The organism is Aminobacter sp. HY435, from assembly GCF_027568395.1.
GTDB lineage: Bacteria > Pseudomonadota > Alphaproteobacteria > Rhizobiales > Rhizobiaceae > Aminobacter.
Genome location: NZ_JANKZL010000011.1, coordinates 85601 through 101463 on the forward strand (window position 1 = coordinate 85601; position 15863 = coordinate 101463).

A 15863-nucleotide genomic window follows, 5' to 3' on the forward strand; every position below is an offset into this window, starting at 1 on the left:
CCGTTATCGGATCGTTGCGGCGGCAGGGTCACCGCGCCGCAAGCCTCGCCACGACCGCCGGCAGCCAGGCGCTGGGCATCTGCGTTGTCTCGAGCCAGGCTCTGGCGAGGCATGGCGCGCGCTCGCGAGCAAGCCTGGCAAGTTGCGCCCTACGTTTTTCTTCCTTCACGTCCCAGGCGCTGGCGCTTGCAAACACTCGGCTCCGGCAGGTCATCGCCGCCTTGAGCGGCAAGATGGGTCTCGCCGGCGCGGCGGCACGGGACCTTCTCTCGGCCGGCCGAAACCGGACTGCGGCGCACCTTGCAGCCATCCGGCCGGCGACGGCAAGGTCGTTCGACCGGCTGCGCCATCTGGTCGATGCGACAGTTACTGACCTCGGCATCTTCGCCGCAAGGCACGGCGCAGCCTCCGGGCGCCTGCTGCTTTCGGCCGGACGATCCGCCAGGTCGCGGCTGTCTTACCTGTGGGGCGGGCTGAGCGGCTTCATCACCAACCCTCCAGCCCCCATCGCAGCGACATCCGTGGTTCAGGAGGGTTCCTGGCTCCCTCAAGACGGCGAAGGGACGCACCCACCCGCGGGGCTGCTCCGGAACGCACGCACCGTCAACGATGCGCATGGTGCGGACGCTACGCCGCCGACGCCGTTCCACCGGTTGCGTCTCCTTGCTGCAAGCGCCTTCGCGGTCGTCGGGGTGTTTGTAATTGGTTTCGGGGTCTGGGCGACCTATGCCCCGCTGGAAAGCGCTGCCATCGCGGGAGGCGCCATCGAGGCCGAGTCGAGCCGCAAGACAATCCAGCATCTGGAGGGAGGCATCATCGGGCACATCCTGGTGAGCGACGGCGACGAGGTGGCTGCCGGACAGGCGCTGATAAGCCTGGAGGACACAAGGGCCCGCGCCACCGTCCAGATGCTTCAGGGCCAGCTCTGGGACGCACAGGCCCTGGAGGCGCGGCTGGTGGCGGAACGCGACGGCCGCGAAACCGTCCGGTTCCCGCAGGACCTCATGTCGACCGCGGGGCTTAACCCGGCCGTGGCTGGGATCATCGTCGGACAGAACAAGATCTTCGACACCCGGCGCAAACTCCAGGCGTCGCGGATCGAGATCATCCAGCAGCGCAAGGCCCAGACAGAGCAGGAGATCGCCGGGCTGCGTTTTCAGGCGACGGCGGCGGCGACGCGCGCGGCCATCATCAAGGGAGAGATCGCCGCGGTAGCGCCGCTGGTCGCCAAGCGCCTGCAGACGCGTGCGCGCCTCCTGCAGCTCGAACGCGAACAGGCGGAGATCGACGGCCGCATTGGCGACACGATGTCCCAGATGTCGCGAGCGGGGCAAGCCATCGGGGAGTCCAGGGCGATGATCCTCAAGCTGGAGAGCGACTACCAGACGGAAATCGCACAAAGCCTGCGCGACACGCAGGCCCAGATCATCCAGATCCTCGAGCGCCTCCAGGCAGCGAGCGACGTCCTCGCGAGAACGGTGGTGCGCGCGCCTGAGGCCGGCACTGTGACGGACCTGCGCGTCCACACACCGGGCGGGGTGATCGCTGCGGGAGAACCTCTGGTGGACCTCGTTCCGAGCCAGGACCGGCTGATCGTCAGGGCCCTGGTCAAGCCCGAGGACATCGACCTGGTCCATCCCGGGCTGCAGGCCCGCGTCCGCCTCCTGTCCTACAAGCACCGTCGCGTGCCGCCGGTAGACGGAATTCTCACCTATGTCTCTGCCGACCGCCTTGTCGACGACGAAACGAAGCGGGCATTCTACACCGCGCGCATCCGCCTTTCCGAGGCGTCGCTGCGCGCGCTGCCTGAAGTGGAAATCATGCCCGGAATGCCGGTCGAGGTGCTGATCAACACGGGGACCTTCACGGTCGCCCACTACGCCCTGCGCCCCGTCCTCGACAGCTTCAACCGGGCCTTCAGGGAGGATTGAGGCCGGATGATCCCCTTCGACAAGGGCACGCGCGATCTGTTGCCGGTCATCGACGCTGGTCGCCAAGAGATGCCCGGTCAAGAGACGGCGTTCGGTGGCGCCCCCGCTCCTGCCGGAGAATTCCCGCACGCGGCCACCCCCTCGGCAATGCACCGACCTGCCGACCTGCCCGCAGCCGAGGATCACGCCGATGGAGCGCACGCCACGATGCCGATCAAGCTGCCGCCGACGTCGCTTGCCGCGGCCCACGGCCCGGAGACCCCAGTGGGCGAGGCAGGGGGACTTCACGTCATTTCCATGTCTTTGCCTCCCGAATTGCTCGCGGCGACCTTGACCAAGATCCCCCATCCGGGCGCCGGCGACAGCCGTGACCACCATGAAGCCACGCAAGGACTGCAGGCCGAACCGGGCACCGGCGACTGTGCATCCGATGGCGGCCACAGCATTCGGGTGACGCAAGTCGCGGAGGTCGAACAGGACGCGAGCATCACCGTCAACGGCTATGTCGGCGACGTGGTGGCGCGCCTGCACATCGACCAGGACCTGACGATGGACCAGGATGTGGACATTTCCGTCACCATCGACGGTGACGGACACTTCGCGGTTCTGCTCGATCAAAGCATGCACATCGACCAGGAGACCGAGCTGGACGTCAATATCTATGATGAAGACGGCGTGCTGTATGTGGATGTCTTCCTGCGCGACTCGATCGACGTCGAACAGGACACATCAATCGACATCCGCATCAGCGACGGGCCTGCTGGCGGCACGGTCGAGGTGAACCAGGACATCGATCTCGACCAGGACGTCCGCATTGACATCGATATCGAGGACGAACTGGAAGAGCGCTATGACATCAAGCTGGATGTCGACGTCCTTCGCGACGTCGATGCGGTCCAGGACGCGGCGGTGGACATTTCGGACTGGAATGGCGAGATCGACATGGACGTGGATGCCATGCAGACGGCTGCCGTCGACCAGGAAATCATCGTGCGCGCCGACTTTGCCCTGGCCTAGAAAGCCCTCCGGGCAACGCGCCGATATTGCTGAATGTCTACGCCAACGAGCCGGCAACTGCGGAAAATTTATCTAAAATGCGACCATCTTAACCATATGCCGAACTAGGAGTAGATTAGATTTGCCTAATGGGCTTAAATGTTTTTGGGCGGCAATAACGGGTAAGCGATTGACTATCTCGTTTTCGGCCGAACAGAACGGCTTTGCTCACGAAAATCCTTCCATAGTCGTCATCGACTGCCATCCGCTGTCGCGAAGTAGTCTCGCCCGGATTCTTCGGAGCGAATTCCAGGACTACACCATCCTGGAGGTTGAGACTGCCCACCGACTGGAAAGCATCATTACGAAGCATATCGGTCTTGTCGCTCTCAACATAGGGAGCTCGGCGATGACAGACGATGGTGTGCTGCATTGTCTCGCCCACCTTCGCCGGTCTCTGGCCGAGGCACCAGTCATGCTTCTTACCCAGCTCGACGAAGCAACGATATCGGATGCGATGATTTCGGACGTGACGCGTTATGGCGTCAGGGGCTTCATTACGGAATCGGCATCCGTCGAGATCGCTTTGGCCGCCTTTCGGCTGGTGATGGCTGGTGGTGTCTACTTTCCACGAATGGTGCTGGTGGGCAGCGCGGGATCGATGTCCATCTCATCCGAGAGCATCGTTGCCCTGCAACCGGCCCTGACCTGCAATGGCGAGACACATGACCTGCCCGCCATCGGCACCAGGACCAACGTCGCATTCACCGAACGCGAACGGCAGGTGCTCGCGGCCTTGTTGCGTGGCCTGTCGAACAAGATCATCGCCAGCGAGCTGAATCTGTCGCAGAATACGGTCAAGTCGCACATCTCGCACATCATGCGTAAGCTACATGCGACGAACCGAACCGAGGTGGTCGTTTTCTCCCGAAACTCCGAGCATTCGACAAATGGCGAGGTGCCGGGGAGCATTCCCGACGCCTGATGTATGAACATTCCGACCGCGTGCGCGTTGAGCCTGCGACAGGGCTCGAACCCTGTGACCTCTGCCTAGGAATGCGCAACGCCATTTCCCCCGTTGAAGCTTGCCGCAGCATCGGTTATGAACGCGCGTCGTCCGGTGCGCCGGGCGTGGTTCGCGGCCTGCCCGCGGACAGGCACCCGTAGCTCAGCTGGATAGAGCGCTGCCCTCCGAAGGCAGAGGTCACAGGTTCGAATCCTGTCGGGTGCGCCACTACTTTTTCGGCAATGCCACCGCAAATCAGATGGTCTGGCGGACCGCCGCGCCTTGGCCGGCGAACTTTGACATCTACGCAATCCCGCAAGGCCCGCCCCGGCCGCCGAAGACCTGCCAGGCCTCGACCCACGCGGCAGATGCACGGAACCGTCTGATGGGCGAGGTCTACTGCAGGCAGCTACTCGGCGCCCTGGGGCCGGGGAACCAGCGCCTCGGCGGCCGTGCGTTCGGCATAGCGCCGCGCCATCCATGCGCAGACCATCAGCTGCATCTGGTGGTAAAGCATCAACGGCAGCACGATCGCGCCTATGTCCTGGCCGGCGAAGATGACGTTGGCCATCGGTATGCCCGACGCCAGGCTCTTGTGCGAGCCACAGAAGGCGACAGTGATTTCGTCTTGCCTGGAGAAGCCGAAAAACCGGCTGGCCAAGATGGTGATGGCCAGAACACTCGACAGCAGGAAGGCGGCGATCAGCAGCAGCACAACCAGCGACTGCACAGGCAATTGTTGCCATAGTCCGGCGACCATCGCCTTGGAGAAGGCAAGGTAGATCACCATCAGGATCGAGCCACGGTCAACGGCGGTGGTCAGCCATTTGTGGCGGCCGAGCCAGCCTGCAAGCCATGGCTGCATGATCTGCCCGACGATGAAGGGGGCCAGCAGCTGCAGCATGATTCCTTCGATGGCCGATAGCGACACGCCGCCGCCGCCCGTCTTGGTGAACAACAGCCCGACCAGCAGCGGCGTCAGGAACATGCCTATGATGTTGGAGGCCGACGCCGAGCACACGGCGGCCGGCACGTTGCCACCGGCGAGCGCCGTGAAGGCTATCGACGACTGCACCGTCGAGGGCAGTACGCACAGGAACAACACACCGGCGTAGAGGGCGGCGGGCAGCACCGTCGGCACCAGCAGGCCGATCGCGAGGCCGATGATGGGAAACAGCACAAAGGTCGAGGAGAAGACCAGCAAATGCAGGCGCCAGTGCGTCATGCCGGCAAGCACGGTCGCGCGCGACAGCCTCGCTCCGTGAAGGAAAAACAGCAGGGCAATGGCAATATTGGTGGCCGTGCCGAAATGGCGCGCGAAACTGCCCTGGGCAGGCAATAGCGAGGCCAGGGCAATACAGCCGATCATCAGCAGGATGAATGTGTCTGGGCGAAATCGTGCGAACAAGCGGTTGATCCCTTGGCAGCGAGCTAAATTTGTATACAGTATGCCAAACGCGAACTGCATTGTGAATGGCGCATACAAAAATGATGCTCATTTCGTTTCGTGAACACAGGGAGGGATCATGTTCGATCCGATACTCCTCCAGACCTTCGTAGCCGTCGCCGGATCGCGCAGCTTCACCGGTGCGGCCGTGCATCTCAGGCTCGGCCAGTCGACTGTCAGCCAGCACATCCGCCGGCTCGAAGTCAGCACCGGGCGGCGCCTGCTCGTTCGAGACACGCATTCGGTGATGCTGACGCCCGATGGCGAGGCGATGCTCGGCTTCGCCCGTTCGATCCTCGATGCCAACGAACGCGCGCGCAGCTACCTTCAAGGCGCGCGCTTGAGCGGCCGCATCCGCTTCGGCGCATCGGAGGATTTCGTCACCACCCGGCTGGCCGACGTGCTGCACAAGTTCACCGAGCGCCACCCGTCGGTCGAGCTTGAACTCACCGTGGCGCTTTCCAGTACGTTGTTTGATCTTCTCGACGAAGGCGCCCTCGACCTTGTCATCGCCAAACGCCGCGTCGGGCTCAACCAGCAACGCGAGGCGCGAAGTGGCGTGGCGGTGCGCACGGAACGGCTGGTGTGGGCGGCGCGCGACCCCTCCGTTGTCGAAGCCGGAAAACCGCTGCCGCTGATCCTTTTCTCCCGCCCCGGCATCACCCGTGTGGCCGCCATTGAGGCGCTTGACCGCAAGGGCATTGCCTGGCGCATCGTGTGCACCAGCGGCAGCCTGAGCGGACTGCAGGCAGCCGCGCGTGCCGGACTGGGCATCATGGTCCAGCCGCGGAGCATGGTGTCATCGGGGTTGATGGTGCTGCCGACCAGCCCGCTGCTGCCGCAACTGGAAGAGGTCGAATTCATCCTGACCAGCGCGGCCAACGAGCCGACGGGGGTTGCCGCCGCACTCGCCAAGGAAATTCTCGACCGCAACGCCCGCCAGGAGTTCGAATTGCCATTCCGGGAAGCGGTCTAGCCGCTCGAGAAGCGGCCAGTGCCGTCATCTTGCAGCAAACTAGTCAGTATACTGTTGATCTCATGGAGAACCGCATGACGGTTATGATCATAGGGGCAGGCATCGGCGGGCTGACGCTTGCATTGATGCTGGAGAAGGCCGGCGTTCCCTTCAAGGTCTACGAGAGCGCACAAGAAATCAGGCCGATCGGTGTCGGCATCTCCATCCTGCCGCATGCCAGCCGTGAGCTGAGCGAACTCGGCCTGCGGGGCGCGCTCGCCGAGGTGGCGGTAACGGCACGCGAATCCTGTTTTTTCAACCGGTTTGGGCAGCTGATCTACAAGGAGCCTGTCGGAACCTTTGCCGGCTATGATTATCCACAGTTCCAGATTCATCGCGGCGACCTGCAACAGATCCTCTACCATGCACTGGTCGAGCGTGCCGGGCCCGATTGTGTCGTCACCGGCTGGAAATGTATCCGCGCCGAACAAACCACGGACGCGGCGGTCGCCCATTTCGTGGACGGCCGCACCGGCGAGGACCGCCCGATCCAGCAAGGCGCCGCCATCATCGGCTGCGACGGCATCCATTCCGTCGTGCGCCGCCAACTCGTGCCCGACGATGGCGCGCCGATCTATTCGGGCGTCAACATGTGGCGCGGCACCACCTGGTGGAAGCCTTATCTCGGCGGCGCAAGCTATGTGCGCGCGGGCTGGCTGACCCATGGCAAGATGGTCATCTACCCGATCCGCAACAAGCTCGATGCCGACGGGCGGCAACTGATCAACTGGGTCGCCGAGATCGAGACGCCGCGCTACCACCAGCAGGACTGGAACCGCCGCGGCCAGATCGACGACTTCATCGGTGCCTTCGCCGACTGGAACTTCGATTTCCTCGATGTACCTGGCCTGATCCGCGGCGCGGAAGCGATCCTCGAATACCCGATGGTCGACAAGGACCCGCTCGCCCGCTGGAGTTTTGGCCGCCTCACGTTGCTGGGCGACGCCGCCCATCCGATGTATCCGCGCGGTTCAAATGGCGCTGGCCAGGCGATCCTCGACGCGCGGGCGCTGGCCGACAGCTTTGCGGCGGGCGGCGACGTCGGCGGCGTGCTCAAGGCCTATGAGGACAAGCGGCTGGAGGCGACGGCGACCGTCGTACGCACCAACCGCACAACCCCGCCCGACGTCATCCTCAAGGAGGTCTACGAGCGCACGGGCGACCGGCCGTTCGCGCGCCTCGACGACGTCATCACCCAGGACGAGCTGGCAGCGCTGTCGAACAGCTACAAGAAGGTCGCGGGCTACGACAAGGCGACAGTGGCCGCGCGGCGGAGTGCGTGAGGGGAGCAGGGGCGAGGTCGCCCATGGGTGGGAAGCGGACTGGCAGGTTTCGGGCGGCTACTTCGGGAAGCTGCCATCATCGGGCCAACGAGCTTCGGCGGCAGCCGCCCTGAAGCCGGTCGCTGGCCGCCCGTTTTCGAAGGCCGAAGAGAGGACACGGCGCAGCCGACGCCGATGGTCTGCTGCGCATGTAGAACGCTCGCGCGCGGCTCGTTGTCGTTGAGGTATCGACTCTGTCGGATACTATGTGGCGTCAGCTTCCATCGCAAACGGTCGGGCAGCTTACACCGCATGCGATCAGGCTTGGCCCAGGGCCAATCATGGCGAATTGGCAATCGCGACAACTCTTATTCCGCCTTGGCGCGATCGGGATCGTAGACGAAGCCGTGTTTGCGGCCGATTTCCTTACGCGCCTCCAGAAATATCCGGCCGATCTCGAAAAGGCGCTGGGTCGGCATCAAGAGCAACCGCCGGCGATCCTTGGGGTCTGGCGTGCGGACGAGCGTGCCGGATGCTACCATGTCGTCGATGTGGCGGGTGATGGTGACATTGCTGGTGAAGGCCTCGAAATAGGTCGCCACCTCCTTCACCGTCAGTATGTCGCCCTGTAGCCATTTGTGGCCGATAAGGGTGAAGATCATATCCGCCTCGAAGATGCTGCGCCATGGATGCTTGAGGAAGCCGCTCTTGATCATCTGCTTGCGAAACTCGGCCCGGTATTCAAGCCATGACACATCCGAAGCGAGCACGGCGCGGTGCTCCTGATCGAGCGCCACCTCCGAATGCAGGTCGATAGACAGCACTTCATCAAATACTTCCTTCGGTGGCAGTGGCGTTTTCTTGTTCCCCATAAGACGATTTCCTCGTGACGGCTGGCATTGTGTCTATGCCTTAGAAGCCAGACACGACAATCGTGTTTCGCCAGTCATCTGGCGCAATGAATACGCTTCAGTGTGGTCGGCTGTTCGAACCAAAGCGTGCTGGCACCCGGCTCGACGCTCCGAAATTGACAGAAGAATTGTAATTGATTGCCCCTTCGGCGTCTCTGCGAGGCCCGCTATAGCTCGATAAGACCAGTCTTCGTTGCGAACCTTGCTGCGGCTCGGGAGACGGGCCGTCAGCGGAGCACGCAGGACATCTTCGCCCGCACCTGACGACGGGGGTTGGACGACGAACAGCATCAGATACATCAAACCGCATCGTAGGAAGAGTTGTAATGAATACCAGATGGCTTTTTGCAGCTGTACTCTGCCTGCCTGCTATGGGTTGCAGCAGCAGCGATGCCCGGATGACGGCGCTGCGGGCCGACATGGCCAGTCGCCAGGCCGCTGCCGAAATGGCGGCTGGCCGCCCCGAAGGCAGACCAGAGGATCTGGAACGCGCCAAGGGTTATGCCTCCGCGCAGTCTTGCATCGATAAGCTTCAGGCGCATTCGCGAGCCGTGCAGGCGCAGGAAATGGCGACGAGAGGCGCACTGGCCGCTGTCAGCTTCGCTGGACCAGGTGGCGCACTGGCCGCTCGCGCGATGGGTCCAGCAAACAGCATGGCGATACGTGGCCAGGGCCAATACAGAATTGCCTGCTATTAGGCGCTGCACGAATTGAGGTGCGTTTGGATCATGTATTGGAACGGTCACATCACTTGTATTGTTCTTCTATCACTGGCTGTATTTGAGCTGACTGCATGCCAGAGTTCCCATCCAGTTTCCAGGGATCGAATTTTTCTGACGAAACGAGAGCGTTGGAAAAGCGACACGATGCGGAAGCTGCGGCACTGGGCGCGGCCCAAGGCGCAGCAAGTCTGGCCGCATCTGTCGATCCGACCGGCATTTCCAGCTTTATCAAGGCCCCGGTTGGACTTGCTGCACGAAACGCATTGGCGAAAAGTGCTGACGCGCGCATGGATGCCCAACTGGCTCGCGACGAGCAGGCTCTCTACCGCCGCTACGGTATGAATCCTGATGGCACACCTTCTGGCAAGCAGCCCGGTGCCAGCGACTGAAACAGGCTCTGCTGCTCTACAGGGTGCGATCTTCGCCAAAGCGGAGGCCAACAACGGGTCATCTCACCTCGGCGCCCCCGCTGCCTGAGCGTCTGCTTCTGAAAATCCGCGCCTCCAAGCTGCTCGCGGCCTCGGCTTTGCCGTCGAAGGGAAGCCGAACGAATGGCAGATCTCGGGCGACGACGGGAGCACCCGAACGGCGACAAGCCGACACGCGTGAGCCCGCAGTCCGGCGCCCCTAGAGCGCCGTGCGTCCGAATGGACGCACAAAGGACGCTCTAACTTACTGAGTTGGCGCATCGTGCTTTCCGAAAATCGGGTCCGATTTTCGGGCCGATGCGCTAAAACGCGTCCGCCTGCAGGCTCGGATGCGCCGCCTCGAAAGCCGGCAGGGCGGCGGCGCGGCCGGCGATGGCGACCGACAGCGGAAAGGCGGCCAGGTCGCAGAGGAAGCGCCGGGCGTTCGCCACCTGCGGCACCAGGCAGATGTCGGCGATGGTGATGGCGTCGCCGAGACAATAGCTGCCAGACAGGCCTGATGCCTTCAGCGTCGCCTCGAACGAGCGGAACCCCTCCGTTATCCAGTGGCGGTACCACTCGGTGGCGTCGTCGTCGGAAAGCTGCCAGCGCGATTTCAGGTACTTCAGCACGCGCACATTGTTGAGCGGATGGATGTCGCAGCCGATGATCTGCGACAGGCCCCTGACATAGGCGCGGTCGACGGCGGATTTGGGCAGGATCGGCGGTTGCGGATAGGTTTCGTCGAGATATTCGAGAACGGCCAGGCTTTGCGCGAACAGCCTGCCGTCCTCCACCAGCGCGGGCAGCAAACCTTGCGGATTGAGCGCCATGTAGTCGGCGGTTCGGTGCTCCATCCGCGGCAGGCTGACAAACCGCGGTTCCCAGTCGAGCCCCTTGAGCGCCAGCGCAATGCGCAGCCGATAGGAGGTCGACGATCTGAAGAAGGTGTAGAGCTTGCGCACCGTCGAGCTATCTATTGGGCGGCCGCGTTCAGGATGTCCTCAGGCGTAGAAGAAACAACCTCGACATATTTGGGGACAAACTTGCGCCCCTCGATGAGGCCGACAAAAGCCGGCCTTATGTCCTCGGCCAGAACCTTGCGGATCTTGGCGTGCTCGACGATGTCCGACCATTCGGCAATCAGGAAAAATCGTTGCGGGTCCTCGGTATCGCGGCACAAGACGCCGTCTTTCACCTGGGCCCAGGATTTATGCATCGGGTTGCCGTCGGAATAGTCGAATTCCTCGAACAGGCGGACGAATTCCTCCTCGCGCCCGGCTTCGACGCGGAAGTCGTATATGTGCAGGAAGTTGCCCTTCGTCGCCAGCGGTTCTTGTGCCATTCAGCATTCCTCCGGGGTCTTGTGCAATATTAATCAGTATACATCGTTTTTTCAGGCTGGCAACGCGGCAAGCCTTGAATTCTCCGGGTTGCGACAGGTGCTGGAACGCCTTGGCTGGCAGGCAACGGGTTGGATGCCGCCGCCAAAATATGAGGCGGCCCCGCTCTTTCTTGGCATGGCCACACGCGATAGACAGAGGATCGTGGCATTCGTGGGGAGAGGCTGGTTGGCCAAGGCACCGACAACGGAAAAGGTGGGCAGGACCAGGGTCGCGGAAGCGGCGGAAGCCGCGCCCAATCCCGAACTGCAGCAACTGATCGAGCGGCTGCCGCTATGGAAGCGGCCGGGCTATCTGATCCGCCGCCTGCATCAGATCCACTACGCGCTGTTCTTCGAGGAATGCCACGAGTTCGGCATCACTCCGGTTCAGTACGGCCTGCTGACCATCCTGTCCGGCAATCCCGATTCCGACCAGATATCGCTTGCCCAGGCGCTCGGCATCGACCGCACCAATGTCGCCGATGTGCTGACGAGGCTGGCGCAGCGCGGGCTCGTCGAGCGCACCCGCAGCACCGAAGACAAGCGCATGGTCCTTGCCCGGCTGACTGCGCAAGGCGAAAAACTTGTGGCTGCCATGCATCCGGCGATGAGCCGCGCGCAAGAACGCCTCATGGACACCCTCAGCGCCGACGAACGCGAAGCGTTTCTGGCGACCTTGCTCAAGCTGCTGGAGACCAACAACAAATACGGCCGCGCAGCGCTGGCGACGGGCAAGTTCGGCGACTGACCTTTATCTGTTCCAGCACGCAACAAGATGGCCGGGCGACCGTTCGGTGAGCTTCGGAGCTTCCTGGCGGCATTGCGCCGTCGCCAGCGGGCAGCGGGTGGAAAAACGGCAGCCGGGCGGCGGGTTGATCAGATCCGGGATCTCGCCACCGTAGATGATACGCTTGCGCTGCCGTTGGGTCTTGGGATCGGGCACCGGCACCGCCGACAACAGCGCTTCGGTATAGGGATGGATCGGGTGCTCATAGAGCTCGTCGCGGTTGGCTATCTCGACCATGCGGCCGGCATAGAGGATGGCCACGCGATGTGAAATGTGGCGTACGACAGACAGGTCATGGGCGATGAACAAGTAGCTCAAGCCCATTTCCCGCTGCAGGTCCTGCATCAGGTTGACGACCTGCGCCCGCACCGAAACATCAAGCGCCGACACCGGTTCGTCGGCGACGATGAATTCAGGCTGCAAGGCCAGCGCGCGGGCAATTCCGATGCGCTGGCGCTGGCCGCCGGAAAAGGCGTGCGGAAACCGGTCATGCGCGTCGGCCGGCAGCCCGACGACGCGCAGAAGCTCGGTGATGCGGTCGCGCGCTTCGTCGACATGGCGCACCAGCCCGTGCACCAGCAGCGGCTCCGCGACGAGATCGATCACCCGCATGCGCGGATTGAGACTTGCATAGGGGTCCTGGAAAACGAGCTGCATGTTGCGGCGCAGCTTGCGCAGCGCCTCACCGTTGACGTTGGTGATGTCGTTGCCCTGGAACACGATCTTGCCAGACGACGCTTTGATGCGCCGGAGCACGGCGCGGCCGGTTGTGGTCTTGCCGGAGCCGGATTCGCCGACCAGCCCGAGCGTTTCGCCCGGCCGGAGATCGAATGTAATATCCTCAAGCGCCTTGAATGCCTTGGGCCGCCCCCAAAAACCTTGGGCTGCCGTCTCGTAGGTGACGTCGAGCCCCTGCACGCTGAGCAGCGGCGGTGCTGGCGAGTTGGCTGGCACAGGATTGAGCATTGGTAATTCCTAGCCGGTGAACGTGGGCGACATCAAAGGATTGGCCCAGGCCGGCACCGACGGCTGCCAGCAAGCGGCCTCCGCATCGGGGCGGATATGGGCCAGCTGCGGCGCCTTCTTGCAGGCTTCGCCCGAAAGCGGGCAACGCTGCTGGAACGAGCAGCCTTCTGGCGGCGTCACCAGATTGGGCGGGGTACCTTCGATTGAAATCAGCCGGTCCGAGACTTCGTCGAGCCGCGGCGTCGAGCGCAGCAACCCCTGCGTGTAGGGATGAGCGGGACGCTCGAACACGTCTTCGGCCTGCCCCGTTTCGATGATCTGGCCGGCATACATCACGGCGACGCGGTGGCAGAGGCCGGCGACGACGCCAAGATCATGGGTGATTAGGATGATGGACAGGCCAAGCGACTGCTGCAATTCGGCAAGCAGCTCGAGGATTTGCGCCTGGATTGTAACGTCGAGCGCGGTCGTCGGCTCGTCGGCGATCAGCAGCTGTGGCTCGCAGGCAATCGCCATGGCGATCATCACGCGCTGGCGCATGCCGCCTGAGAATTCATGCGGATGCTGGTCGAGCCTGCGCCTGGGCGCGCTGATGCCGACCGCGGCGAGCAGTTCCTCGGCGCGGTTGAGCGCCTGCTTGCGTGTCATGCCGAGATGGCGTTCCAGCACCTCACCGATCTGCGTGCCGATCTTGAGCACGGGATTGAGCGACGTCATCGGGTCCTGGAAGACCATCGCAACTTCCTTGCCGCGGATGTCGCGCGCATAGCGCTCGCCTTCGTTGCCGAGAAAGGAGCGGCCCTTCCACCTGATGTCGCCCGAAGCAATGCGTCCGGGCATGTCGATCAAACCCATCACGGCCTGCGCCGTGACACTTTTGCCCGAACCGGACTCACCTACCACGCCAAGCGTTTCGCCGCGTCCGATCGACAGCGTGACCCCGCGCAGACCCTGCACCAGGCCGCGCCTCGTGTCGAACTCGACCTTGAGCTTTTCGATTTCAAGCAGGGGTTCCTGGCTGCTCATTGCGGGAATGTTCATGCCGATCCTCCTTCGCTGTTGGCTGGCGACTGGCGACGACCGCGCGCTGCCGCCTTGGCGCGTTGGTAGGCGTAGCGCTTCTCGCGCTCTTGAGGGTCGGTGGTGACACGGACCCAACTGGCGAACAGGTTGACCGCAAGCACGGTGATCGCGATCGACAGGCCAGGGAAAGTGATCAGCCACCAGGCAATAAAGATGTAGTCGCGGCCATTGGCGACATCGAGGCCCCAGCTTGTCGCCGGTGGCTGAACGCCAAGGCCGAGGAAGGACAGTGCTGCTTCGGCAAGCACAATGTTGGTGAACTCGAGGATGCCAAGCGTCAGCAGCGGCGACGAGAGGTTGGGCAGGATGTGGCGGAAGACCACCCGCGAGGTACGGCAACCGATCATCTCCGCCGCTTCGACATAGGGCGTCTGCCGTACCGACAGCACAATGCCACGCACGACACGCGCGTAGACCATCCAGTTGGTCACGGCGAGCACGATGATCATCGTCATCATGCTCGGGCCAATCACCGAGATGATCAGCAGGATGAGCAGCAACCCCGGAAACGCAACCTGGACGTCGACAATGCGCATCAGGATCGCGTCCGTGCGTCCGCCCTTGAAGCCAGCCCACAGGCCGACAACGACGCCAAACGTGCCTGCCGCGAGCACGACCACCACGCCGACGAGCAACGAGGCGCGGGCACCGTAGATGACACGCGAAAGCACATCGCGCCCGAGATGGTCTGTTCCAAGAACATGTTCCCAGCTGCCTTTGGGCAGCCAAGCCGGCGGCTTGAGTCGCGATACCACCGACTGGGCGGCCGGATCATAGGGCGCAAGCAGCGGCGCAAAGATCGCCATCAGAAGCAAGCCGACAATGATGGCGAAGCCAAGCGTACCGAGCTTGTCTTGCCAGAGTTCGCGGCCAAGCTCGCCAAGTCTTTTCAGCATGGTCGGCCCGCGTCCGGCGTTGCGCAGGATCGCCGCAGGTGTCGTCACAGGCATGGGGATAGCCATTTCAAGCCAACCTTATCCGTGGGTCGATGAGTTTATAGACGATGTCGAGCCCGACATTGATGACCACGATCAGCACGGCGACGGTGAACACGATCGCCTGCAGCAAGAACAAATCGCTCTTTTGGATGGCCTGCATCGCCGTCAATCCGAGGCCGGGCCAGGCGAAGACGGTTTCGACCACCACAGTGTAGCCCGCAAGTGCGCTGATCAGCTCCCAGCCGGCAAGCGTGACGAACGGCACCAGCGTGTTGCGCATCGCATGAACCAGCACGACGCGCGGGAAGCGCAAGCCCTTGGCCCGTGCGGTGCGGACATATTGCTGGTTGAGTTCGTCGATCATCGAGGAACGGACAAGCATGACCAACCGGGCCAATGACGGCAGGGCGAGCGTGATCGCCGGCAGGATGTAGTAGACGGCGCCGCCCATGCCCGATGTCGGCAGCCAGCCGAGTGTCACCGAGAAGAACACGATCAGCAGCAGGCCGAACCAGAATTGCGGCAGCGACAGGCCGAACAAGCCGACGAACACTGTCGTGCGATCGACCCACCCACCCGGCTTGAGCGCGGCAATCGCACCAAGCGGAAGTGACAGCAGGATTGCCAGCCCGAGGCCCGCACCGATGAGCTTCAAGGTGTTGGGCAATCTCTCCAGCACGATGTCCAGCGCCGGGCGGCGCTGCCACAGGCTTTCTCCGAAATCGAGCCTGGTCAGGTCACCGACAAAATCGACGAACTGCGTGCCGATCGGTCGATCAAGCCCGACTTGGTGAGCAAAGGCCGCGCGCTGCGCGTCGGTCGCCGACAGCGGCAACATCACCTTCACCGGATCGCCGACCATCCGGGTCGCAATGAAAACAATCAGAGTCACACCGATGACGACAAGCAGGCCTTGTCCGATGCGGCGGAGCAGAAAACCACCCATATTCCTCTCCATTGCCCGAAGCCGGCCCCCTATGCAAGCCGGCTTCGGAACGGTTCGGGTTC

The 15863-nt window shown here is 62.9% G+C and carries 16 protein-coding genes and 1 tRNA gene; 8 read left to right on the top strand and 9 right to left on the bottom strand.

The genetic code is table 11. The features are described 5' to 3' along the window. The first annotated feature begins 221 nt into the window (after positions 1–221). From PCJ21_RS17130 to PCJ21_RS17145, 4 genes are all read left to right on the top strand, one after another. Positions 222–1931 (top strand): HlyD family type I secretion periplasmic adaptor subunit, encoded by a 1710-nt coding sequence (locus tag PCJ21_RS17130; RefSeq protein ID WP_269932635.1) that lies wholly within the window; start codon positions 222–224, stop codon positions 1929–1931. Positions 1932–1937: 6 nt separating this feature from the next. Further along, positions 1938–2948: a hypothetical protein gene (locus PCJ21_RS17135; RefSeq protein ID WP_269932636.1), complete on the top strand. Its 1011-nt coding sequence runs from the start codon at positions 1938–1940 to the stop codon at positions 2946–2948. Positions 2949–3069: 121 nt separating this feature from the next. Then, complete coding sequence (locus PCJ21_RS17140) at positions 3070–3912, top strand: response regulator transcription factor (protein ID WP_269932637.1); 843 nt, start codon at positions 3070–3072, stop codon at positions 3910–3912. 172 nt (positions 3913–4084) lie between these two features. Further along, positions 4085–4161, top strand: a tRNA-Arg gene (locus PCJ21_RS17145). Positions 4162–4342: 181 nt separating this feature from the next. Here PCJ21_RS17145 and PCJ21_RS17150 read toward each other — a convergent pair. Next, entirely contained in the window at positions 4343–5341 is a 999-nt protein-coding gene (locus PCJ21_RS17150) for a bile acid:sodium symporter family protein (RefSeq protein ID WP_269932638.1), read from the bottom strand. Between the two features lie 118 nt (positions 5342–5459). On the opposite strand from PCJ21_RS17150, the gene PCJ21_RS17155 reads away from it, so the two are divergent. Together PCJ21_RS17155 and PCJ21_RS17160 are read left to right on the top strand one after the other, a co-directional pair. After that, the gene (locus PCJ21_RS17155; RefSeq protein WP_269932639.1) at positions 5460–6356 is read left to right on the top strand and encodes a LysR substrate-binding domain-containing protein; all 897 of its coding nucleotides are present in this window, start codon (positions 5460–5462) and stop codon (positions 6354–6356) included. Positions 6357–6430: 74 nt separating this feature from the next. After that, positions 6431–7678 carry a flavin-dependent oxidoreductase gene (locus PCJ21_RS17160; RefSeq protein ID WP_269932640.1) on the top strand — a complete coding sequence of 416 codons (1248 nt, stop codon included), beginning with the start codon at positions 6431–6433 and terminating at the stop codon, positions 7676–7678. A 347-nt stretch (positions 7679–8025) separates the two neighbouring features. Here PCJ21_RS17160 and PCJ21_RS17165 read toward each other — a convergent pair whose 3' ends face one another. Together PCJ21_RS17165 and PCJ21_RS17170 are read right to left on the bottom strand one after the other, a co-directional pair. After that, on the bottom strand, positions 8026–8529 hold the full coding sequence (locus tag PCJ21_RS17165; protein WP_269932641.1) for a MarR family transcriptional regulator: 504 nt from the start codon (positions 8527–8529) through the stop codon (positions 8026–8028). Between the two features lie 338 nt (positions 8530–8867). After that, positions 8868–9245: a hypothetical protein gene (locus tag PCJ21_RS17170; RefSeq protein WP_269932642.1), complete on the bottom strand. Its 378-nt coding sequence runs from the start codon at positions 9243–9245 to the stop codon at positions 8868–8870. A gap of 116 nt (positions 9246–9361) precedes the next feature. Here PCJ21_RS17170 and PCJ21_RS17175 point away from each other — a divergent pair, with 116 nt between their 5' ends. Next, entirely contained in the window at positions 9362–9679 is a 318-nt protein-coding gene (locus PCJ21_RS17175; protein ID WP_269932643.1) for a hypothetical protein, read from the top strand. 341 nt (positions 9680–10020) lie between these two features. On the opposite strand, the gene maiA is transcribed toward PCJ21_RS17175, so the two are convergent. Continuing rightward, positions 10021–10662, bottom strand: coding sequence for a maleylacetoacetate isomerase (gene maiA, locus PCJ21_RS17180; RefSeq protein WP_269932644.1), 642 nt, complete (start codon positions 10660–10662; stop codon positions 10021–10023). Positions 10663–10673: 11 nt separating this feature from the next. Continuing rightward, positions 10674–11042 carry a hypothetical protein gene (locus PCJ21_RS17185; RefSeq protein WP_269932645.1) on the bottom strand — a complete coding sequence of 123 codons (369 nt, stop codon included), beginning with the start codon at positions 11040–11042 and terminating at the stop codon, positions 10674–10676. Between the two features lie 226 nt (positions 11043–11268). Between PCJ21_RS17185 and PCJ21_RS17190 the strand changes: the two genes are divergently transcribed. Further along, positions 11269–11829: a MarR family winged helix-turn-helix transcriptional regulator gene (locus PCJ21_RS17190; RefSeq protein ID WP_269932646.1), complete on the top strand. Its 561-nt coding sequence runs from the start codon at positions 11269–11271 to the stop codon at positions 11827–11829. A gap of 3 nt (positions 11830–11832) precedes the next feature. On the opposite strand, the gene PCJ21_RS17195 is transcribed toward PCJ21_RS17190, so the two are convergent. The 4 genes from PCJ21_RS17195 to PCJ21_RS17210 all read right to left on the bottom strand — a co-directional run bounded on the left by PCJ21_RS17195 (position 11833) and on the right by PCJ21_RS17210 (position 15801). Beyond that, positions 11833–12834, bottom strand: a complete 1002-nt coding sequence (locus tag PCJ21_RS17195) for an ABC transporter ATP-binding protein (RefSeq protein ID WP_269932647.1) — start codon at positions 12832–12834, stop codon at positions 11833–11835. Positions 12835–12843: 9 nt separating this feature from the next. Further along, entirely contained in the window at positions 12844–13875 is a 1032-nt protein-coding gene (locus tag PCJ21_RS17200) for an ABC transporter ATP-binding protein (protein WP_269932648.1), read from the bottom strand. Further along, positions 13872–14813, bottom strand: a complete 942-nt coding sequence (locus PCJ21_RS17205; RefSeq protein WP_333474406.1) for an ABC transporter permease — start codon at positions 14811–14813, stop codon at positions 13872–13874. Before PCJ21_RS17205 ends, PCJ21_RS17200 begins: the two co-directional genes overlap by 4 nt. Positions 14814–14880: 67 nt before the next feature. Continuing rightward, positions 14881–15801 (bottom strand): ABC transporter permease, encoded by a 921-nt coding sequence (locus tag PCJ21_RS17210; RefSeq protein WP_269932650.1) that lies wholly within the window; start codon positions 15799–15801, stop codon positions 14881–14883. Positions 15802–15863 lie beyond the last annotated feature (62 nt).

Coding starts and splice junctions, on each gene's coding strand:
- PCJ21_RS17165 (WP_269932641.1), bottom strand. CDS start 8,529: ATGGGGAACAAGAAAACGCCACTGCCACCGAAGGAAGTATTTGATGAA.
- PCJ21_RS17200 (WP_269932648.1), bottom strand. CDS start 13,875: ATGAACATTCCCGCAATGAGCAGCCAGGAACCCCTGCTTGAAATCGAA.
- PCJ21_RS17175 (WP_269932643.1), top strand. CDS start 9,362: ATGCCAGAGTTCCCATCCAGTTTCCAGGGATCGAATTTTTCTGACGAA.
- PCJ21_RS17210 (WP_269932650.1), bottom strand. CDS start 15,801: ATGGGTGGTTTTCTGCTCCGCCGCATCGGACAAGGCCTGCTTGTCGTC.
- PCJ21_RS17160 (WP_269932640.1), top strand. CDS start 6,431: ATGACGGTTATGATCATAGGGGCAGGCATCGGCGGGCTGACGCTTGCA.
- PCJ21_RS17205 (WP_333474406.1), bottom strand. CDS start 14,813: ATGCTGAAAAGACTTGGCGAGCTTGGCCGCGAACTCTGGCAAGACAAG.
- PCJ21_RS17185 (WP_269932645.1), bottom strand. CDS start 11,042: ATGGCACAAGAACCGCTGGCGACGAAGGGCAACTTCCTGCACATATAC.
- PCJ21_RS17195 (WP_269932647.1), bottom strand. CDS start 12,834: ATGCTCAATCCTGTGCCAGCCAACTCGCCAGCACCGCCGCTGCTCAGC.
- PCJ21_RS17155 (WP_269932639.1), top strand. CDS start 5,460: ATGTTCGATCCGATACTCCTCCAGACCTTCGTAGCCGTCGCCGGATCG.
- PCJ21_RS17135 (WP_269932636.1), top strand. CDS start 1,938: ATGATCCCCTTCGACAAGGGCACGCGCGATCTGTTGCCGGTCATCGAC.